The 7,719-nt window shown below is 42.8% G+C and carries 8 protein-coding genes; all 8 read right to left on the bottom strand.

Annotation, left to right across the window (positions count from 1 at the left end):
* Positions 1–191: 191 nt before the first annotated feature.
* Positions 192–431: a hypothetical protein gene (locus tag FTV13_RS15295; protein ID WP_159123128.1), complete on the bottom strand. Its 240-nt coding sequence runs from the start codon at positions 429–431 to the stop codon at positions 192–194.
* 62 nt (positions 432–493) lie between these two features.
* Entirely contained in the window at positions 494–916 is a 423-nt protein-coding gene (locus FTV13_RS15290; protein ID WP_180012522.1) for a hypothetical protein, read from the bottom strand.
* 108 nt (positions 917–1,024) lie between these two features.
* Positions 1,025–1,987 carry a protease SohB gene (gene sohB, locus FTV13_RS15285; protein ID WP_159123126.1) on the bottom strand — a complete coding sequence of 321 codons (963 nt, stop codon included), beginning with the start codon at positions 1,985–1,987 and terminating at the stop codon, positions 1,025–1,027.
* Between the two features lie 138 nt (positions 1,988–2,125).
* A complete protein-coding gene (locus FTV13_RS15280; protein ID WP_159123125.1) occupies positions 2,126–2,368 on the bottom strand; it encodes a hypothetical protein in 243 nt (80 codons plus the stop codon).
* 205 nt (positions 2,369–2,573) lie between these two features.
* Entirely contained in the window at positions 2,574–3,491 is a 918-nt protein-coding gene (pstB, locus tag FTV13_RS15275; protein WP_218946477.1) for a phosphate ABC transporter ATP-binding protein PstB, read from the bottom strand.
* Positions 3,492–3,504: 13 nt separating this feature from the next.
* On the bottom strand, positions 3,505–4,896 hold the full coding sequence (pstA, locus tag FTV13_RS15270; RefSeq protein ID WP_179992253.1) for a phosphate ABC transporter permease PstA: 1,392 nt from the start codon (positions 4,894–4,896) through the stop codon (positions 3,505–3,507).
* Positions 4,896–6,275: a phosphate ABC transporter permease subunit PstC gene (gene pstC, locus FTV13_RS15265; RefSeq protein ID WP_179992252.1), complete on the bottom strand. Its 1,380-nt coding sequence runs from the start codon at positions 6,273–6,275 to the stop codon at positions 4,896–4,898. Before pstC ends, pstA begins: the two co-directional genes overlap by 1 nt.
* A 105-nt stretch (positions 6,276–6,380) precedes the next feature.
* Positions 6,381–7,409 (bottom strand): substrate-binding domain-containing protein, encoded by a 1,029-nt coding sequence (locus tag FTV13_RS15260; RefSeq protein WP_179992251.1) that lies wholly within the window; start codon positions 7,407–7,409, stop codon positions 6,381–6,383.
* Between the last annotated feature and the right edge of the window lie 310 nt (positions 7,410–7,719).

The raw sequence follows: 7,719 nt of genomic DNA, 5'->3' as shown, positions 1-7,719 counted from the left end.
AATGGAAAAATCTAAAAGGTATGTTTTACCGAAAAAAAGAAGTAGAAACTACCCACGAGTTGTGAAAGGGAAACCACAGAAATACCCAAAAAAATGCCAGTCAATCTCTTAACTGACTGGCATTACCACTAAAGTGAGCTTTTTTATTTGCTGGAATTAAAGACTTAGATTTTATATTTTCTTATTTTAAATTATGGAAGTGGGCAATATCGCTGCCAATCATCTTTCATTTTTTGCAATTCATTACCCGTCAATATCTCGCTGTAATAAATATAATAGGTGGCATCGGGATATTGAATCTCATGTCTGTACATAATTCCACGTAGAGAAACAGGCAACTCTTCTGGGAAGTCATCCGCTAAATTCAGTTCCTCAAATTCATAGTTAAAATAACAATTTTGGATTGCTAAAAATGCTTCAGCCACGGTCATCTTTCTGCTCTTAATGGAAATATGCTTCATTTTAGCTGATGAGCAGTAACCATGGCTGATATTTATGAAGGTTCAATCCATTTAACCAGCTTAGATTCTGCCAAATGCGGATATTTGAACTTATCTAAATATTCAAAGCAGGCTTTTTGACCTTGAGGAATTTTCTTTAGATGCTTATCAAAAAATAGATGACGATTATATTGAGCACCATCAAAGCGGATGCTGACACGCTCAAAGTAACCACCACGACGAGCATTGAATTGGTAAAATTGAATCACGCCACAGTCCTGCGAAGGAATAACAGGTGGAGCATCTGGCTTTAAAAATGCGTAAAGTAAAAAGATTGAAGTGCCCGGAAGAAAGCTGAGCCAAAATAAAATTTTCTTCGATTCGTCAGTGGTTAATTTCGCTTCAGAATAGAACATACATAGCATCGGAATAAAAATGATACTGAAGAAGCCGAATAGTAAAAGAAACGTGAGCATATAAATGAGAAACCACTATAAGTCAGTTATTTATAGCACAATTGTTTGATTTTAGATCATAAAAAAGCCCACCGAAGTGAGCTCTTAGATTCATAACTGAATAATGAATTAAAGTTTAGGATCGCGCATCTGAACCAGATTTGAATTGGCTTTGGTTAATGTATCTACTACTTTATTCATCACCGCAGGGATAAAAGAATCTGCAATTTGTGCTGCTTGCAAACCTAGTTTTTCGCCCAGCGTTGGTTTTTTACGGGTCTGGATTAAATACACATCATGTTGTGGTAATAGGCCTAGCAGATATTCATCGGAAGTTTGCAGTTTATCTACCAGATTCAGGTCTAGGGCATCCTGACCATACCAGTGTTCACCCGTTGCCACTTTTTCAACATTTAACTGTGGACGATATTTTTCCACGAAGTGTTTAAACAAGGCATGTGTCTGTTGCAATTCTTCTTCAAACTTGGCTTTGCCTTCTTCGGTATTTTCACCAAACATGGTCACCGTACGTTTGTATTGACCCGCAGTATAAAGTTCAAAATCGATCTTGTTTTCTTTCAGTAGACGGTTAAAGTTTGGCACCTGTGCCACTACCCCAATTGAACCCACAATCGCAAACGGCGCAGAAATCACTTCATTTGCAATACACGCCATCATATAACCGCCACTGGCTGCAACCTTATCAACACAGATGGTCACATGAAAACCCGCTTCACGTAAGCGCACCAGCTGCGCAGCTGCAAGACCATAACCATGCACCATACCACCCGGACTTTCTAAACGTACAATGATACGGTCACGACCAGCTTTCGCTGTAGATAGAATCAGGGTAATTTCTTCACGCAGGCTTTCTACCGCAGACGCAGCCATATCGCCTTTAAAATCGAGTACATAGATTTTCTGGTTAGTTTTCTTACGCGCACGCGCTTCTTTTGACAATTGCTGGCTCAATTGCAAAAGTTCCAGTTTAGATGAAGTTGTTTGCGCTATTTTTTTTCGTTGCTCGTTAATGCGCGCATTCAAGTGACTAATACGGATTTCAGCGGGTAATTTGGGGGTATGAAATAACATAAAAATCGGGTCTCAATTATTTATATAGGTTTCAATTTAAGATAAGGTCAAATGATTTTTTTTCAATAGAATATTGTTGTTTAATTGCTGAAACAGAGCAGTATCCATGGGGCTTTAGTAGAGCAAAAATAATTTGTACTATAAAAGATTGATGCCATGCTGATAACCTGCCCAGAGAATAACACCCAGCAATACAGCAGAATTCGCATATAAGGCTTTTTCCTGCCTTTTAAAATAGAAATTCAAACTGAGTCCATACAGCAATCCAATCAGTGTATAAAACATGCTGCCGCCTTGTAATTGATGCCACAGACCACCCATACTTAAACTTAATGCAATCAGCAGCATCAGAAAAACTGACATCTTTTTGAGTGTTTTCATAGCGGATGCAACCTTTTCTTAACATCTATCTTTTGACAGCTCTGCCATGTCAAAGACGGCATATTCTATAAGAATTTAGGGCACAATAGGATTCGGTTTATTTTTCCACATTTCACTGATTCAATTGATATATCTTCTATTCTTTGGTTACTTTTGGATATAAAAAAAAGAGCTTTTTAGCCCTTCTTTCTTGAGATAAAACTTCTTAACCAAAACGCCCTGTAATATAGGCCTCAGTGAGCTGATGATCTGGCTGGGTAAAGACTTTCTCGGTCGAGTTGACTTCGATCAGATCACCTAAATGGAAATAAGCAGTCCGATCAGAGACTCGCGCTGCCTGCTGCATGGAGTGAGTCACAATAGCAATGGTGTATTGGGTTGAAAGCTCGGAGATCAGTTCTTCAACTTTGGCTGTTGCAATCGGATCGAGTGCTGAACAAGGTTCATCCATTAGAATCACTTCAGGAGAAACGGCAATCGTCCGTGCAATACATAAACGCTGCTGCTGACCACCCGACAGCCCCGTACCCGGCTGATTTAAACGGTCTTTGACTTCATCCCATAATCCCGCTTTACGCAAGCTGTTTTCTACAATTTCTTCCAGATCATATTTGTCCCGTGCCAAACCATGTAATTTTGGCCCATAAGCGACATTGTCAAAAATCGACTTTGGAAAAGGGTTTGGCTTCTGGAACACCATCCCCACCTGCGCACGCAGCAATACCACATCCAGATTCGTGTCATAAATATCCTGATGATCCAGCAACACCTTACCGGTTACACGACAGCGATCAATCGTGTCATTCATCCGGTTTAAGGTACGCAGGAATGTTGACTTACCACAACCTGAAGGACCGATAAAAGCAATCACTTCATTTTCATAGATGTTCAGATCAATCCCTTTAATTGCTTCTGTTTCACCATAGTAAACATGTACATCTGAGGTACTGATTTTGACCTGATCTGACTTTTTCGGTGCTTTGTTTTCAGCCTGAGTATCAAACTGGGAAACAAAAGCAGTCGCCGGCTTTTGGGTCACAGAATCTTGGGTAAATTGTGTATGTTGTGGATTCACAGACGGATCCTTTTCTAAGGCATTTATAGTTGGATTTGCTGTATTCATATTCTGCTCTTCCTTACCAACGGACTTCAAATTTCTTACGTAACCAGATGGCTAAGCTGTTCAGGCTGATCATCATGGCCAGAAGTACAATAATGGCTGCTGCAGTACGTCCTTCGAAGAAGTTACGTAGCTCATTGCCTTGCCACAGGAAAATTTGCACCGGCAATGCTGTGGATTGATCAAATGGTGAAGCCGGTACACTTGCGACAAAAGCACTCATCCCGATCAATAATAGCGGGGCCGTTTCACCCAGTGCTTGTGCCACACCAATAATCGCCCCCGTCAAAATACCTGGTAGTGCAAGCGGTAAAACATGGTGAAATACGGTTTGCAAGCGTGATGCACCTAAGCCTAATGCTGCCTGACGAATGGATGGCGGTACGGCTTTAAGTGATGCACGCGTAGTAATAATCACAGTCGGTAGTGTCATCAAACTTAATACCAGACCACCCACCAACGGTGCTGACAGTGGTAAATGCATCCAGCCAATAAAAATCGCTGCACCGAGTAAACCAAAGACAATGGAAGGAACTGCTGCAAGGTTATTAATATTCACTTCTACGACATCGGTAATCCAGTTCTTTGGTGCAAATTCTTCAAGATAGATGGCCGATGCTACCCCGATCGGAATCGAGATAAAGATCACGATCAGCATCATGAACAATGAGCCCATAAATGCGCCTGCGAGACCTGAGGTAGCAGGTGAACTGCGCGAGTCCGGACTGGTAAAGATATTGGTATTAAAGCTACTTTCTATGATTCCGGCAGCTTTCATATCATCCGCAAGCTGACGGACTTCAGGACTGAGCTGTTGCTGTTCATCGGGCAGATCGCGGTCAATATTGCCAGCCAGCCAGACATCAACATTGGCATCTGCGAGAATTTTTACGTCTTTGGTTTGACCGACCAGAGCCGGATTATTCAGTACCATATCCCGCAGACGATACGCTTCTGAACTGGTATATAAATAGCCCAGTTCATCACGCTGGCTTTCCAGCTTACTGTCTTTGGCAATCATGCCATTTACAATCAAGGCATCCCAGTCAACCAGACCGACCTGCATTTGCCAATCCACCATACGCTGTTCAAATTGTGCCTGGGATTCTCCCGCAGCCTGTTTAGGTTTAGGATTAATATTGACAATGGCTGGATCAAAATAAATCGGCAAGCTCATACTGCTTTGCCAGAATGCCGGCAAACCTTTGCCCAAAATACTGCCGAAAAGAACTACCACAAAGAACAAACCAGCCAATACGGCAGAAAGCCCCATGACACGAAAGGTTTTTTCTTTGCGATGACGTCGTGCCAGAGAGCTTTGAATGGTCTTCCTGCGCTTTTCACGTTGCTCAGCAGCCACAGATGGATCAATAGGCTGATCTACAGGCGTTGTATTTGAAGTACTCATTAGTCGTATTGCTCTCGATATTTACGCACGATGTACAGTGCAACAATGTTCAGCCCCAAAGTAATGACAAACAAAGTAAGACCTAAGGCGAAAGCCACCAGCGCCTGCGGACTGGCAAAGTCAGTATCACCCGTCAACTGATTGACGATGGTAATGGTCACTGTTGAAACTGCTTCCAGTGGATTGGCATGCAGTTGCGGACTGTTTCCTGCTGCGAGTACCACAATCATGGTCTCACCAATGGCCCGCGATGCCGCCAGCAAAAAAGCGCCAATAATGCCGGGTAAAGCGGCTGGTAATACGACCTGACGAATCGTTTCAGATTTGGTCGCGCCCAGACCTAAAGAACCATCCCTCAAGGCACGTGGTACCTGGGTAATAATGTCGTCTGATAAAGATGACACGAATGGAATAATCATGATGCCCATGACGAAGCCAGCAGTAAGCGCACTGGTGGCATTAATATCAATACCGACCAAAGCACCTAGACTTTTAAGAAATGGCCCCAGAATCATTAAGGCGAAAACACCGTAGACAATCGTTGGAATTCCAGCCAAAACCTCAATGGTCGGCTTTGCCCAAGCTCGGAAGCGTGGTGATGCGTACTCGGCCAGATAAATCGCAATCATCAGTCCTAAGGGGACTGCAACAAGTAATGCAATCCCGCTGACCATCAATGTTCCCCACAGCAATGGCAATAATCCATAACTGCCTTCGGCATGACCCGTGGTGCTAAAACCCGGATCCCATTCGGTGCCAAAGAAGAAATCCAGTGGACTGACAAAGCTGAAGAATCGCATGGCTTCGCCAAACATCGACATCACAATGCCGAGTGTGGTCAGGATGGCTACTCCAGAACACAAGGCCAGCCCGATATTCATGATCTTTTCGACCTGATTACGTGCACGAAAATTCTGGCTGATCCGTTTTTTTGCCCAGACCAGACCGGCCAAAGCCACAGAAATGACAACTGCCAGTTTGGCAAAAGTACCGATGGTAGAAAATTTAGCTAATTGTTCTGCTGCTGCAAGTTCATAAGCAGCCGGCTGATCACTGACACCGAAACCGGAAGCCAATGCCTGTACACGATCTATGACCACACTCAGACTGGCTTGATCCAGATGAGTCAAAACATCATGAGGCAGGTGTTTAATTACGACCTGTTCCAGCAGGCTAGGTTCAACAATGTTCCATGCCATCAGAATCAAAAATGCAGGAAGTCCACACCACAAAGCTACGAGCGCGCCATAATATCCAGGACGTGAATGTAGCATCTCAGAATTATTGCCCTGACCTGCTAGTTTCCGGCTTTTACTTAATCCGATTTGATAGGCGATGGCAATTAAAGCCAGTAACACACCTATAAGTAGCAGATTCATGTATTCTCCATGGTTCTTTTCAGGATTTTAGTCTGTGAAAAAACTTGCTTGCCATGAAAAGCCGATGACAGGTCGACTGTCACCAGCATTTCCCTAAATCCTGTTTTATTTCACTACTACGGCTTTTGCAGCCTTAAAATTTGCCAGCACTGCTGCACGTTCTTTGTCTGACATTGAAATCAAGCCGGCTTTTTCCAGCTTGGAACCCTTACCCGATACCTTTTTATTCAGGAAATACTCTGTGAACTGTTGCAAACCTTTGATTGATTTCAGGTGTTCGCCTTTGACATAGAAGAACAATGGACGAGATACCGGATAAGCACCATTTAAAATGGTCTTTTCAGAAGGTGCCACGTTATTGACTGTAGCTACACGCAGACGATCACGGTTCTGGTCATAGAAGCCCAGGCCGAATACGCCAACAGCGCTCGGTGAGGTTTTTAAGCGTGCCAAAGTTTCAGTATAGTCACCTGAAATTTCAACAACACGGCCATCTTTACGGAAGCTGGTACATGCTTTTTTCTTGGCATCTTTATCTAGAGACTTAATTGCAGCATACGTTTCACAGCCTGCATCCACCATCTTCTCCTGGAAGACTTCACGTGTGCCATGATTTGAAGCCGGAATCACTAAAGTGATGGGTTCATTCGGCAAAGCTGGATCAATCTGGTTCCAGCGGGTATATGGATTAGCCACCATTTTCCCTTTAGAAGGTAACTGCGCAGCTAAAGCAGCATAAACATGCTGAGGTCGTAATTTATAAGCGGCTTTATTCGAATTAGATGCAAAGACAATCCCGTCATACCCGATCTTGATTTCTAGTACCTTGTTGACACCATTCTTTTTACATTCTGCCAGTTCGGCACTTTTGATTTGACGCGAGGCATTGGCAATATCAATGGTATTGTCCCCTACACCATTACAGAACTGTTTTAGGCCGCCAGATGAACCACCTGAACCAACGACTGGTGTTTTAAACTGAGGGAAAGTATTGCCAAATTCTTCAGCGACAATACTGGCATAAGGTAAAACAGTAGAAGAACCTGCGATTTGAATAGTGTCACGTGCTGCATTCGCTGTCGTGGATGCCGCTACCCCCGCTGCAATTAAGATTGCTATATTTGTTAAGCGCATTCTGGATCTCTCTCATTTATTAAAATTTCGAGTACACCACTTTTGATTCAGTTGAGTACCTGTTTTCGATATTCACATTTTGATTTTGGAATATGACAGCCGGGTTACAGCTTTATGACGGTTTTATGATAATTAATCCGTCACCTGATCAAGACAATATAATAGAAAAAAGACCCTGTTCAGGTAATGCCAGTCAGTTAAGCAAATTTTAGTAAAATGTAGTAAAAAAGAGTGTATGTAAATACGCTCATTTTTTTATGTCTTTATCTGAACATTTAGAATCCACTCTTGAACATTCTCTCCCATCACT

The organism is Acinetobacter sp. YH12235 (assembly GCF_013417705.1).
GTDB lineage: Bacteria > Pseudomonadota > Gammaproteobacteria > Pseudomonadales > Moraxellaceae > Acinetobacter.
Note: the sequence above shows the minus strand (reverse complement) of the source record. Positions and strands in the feature narration are given on the sequence as shown.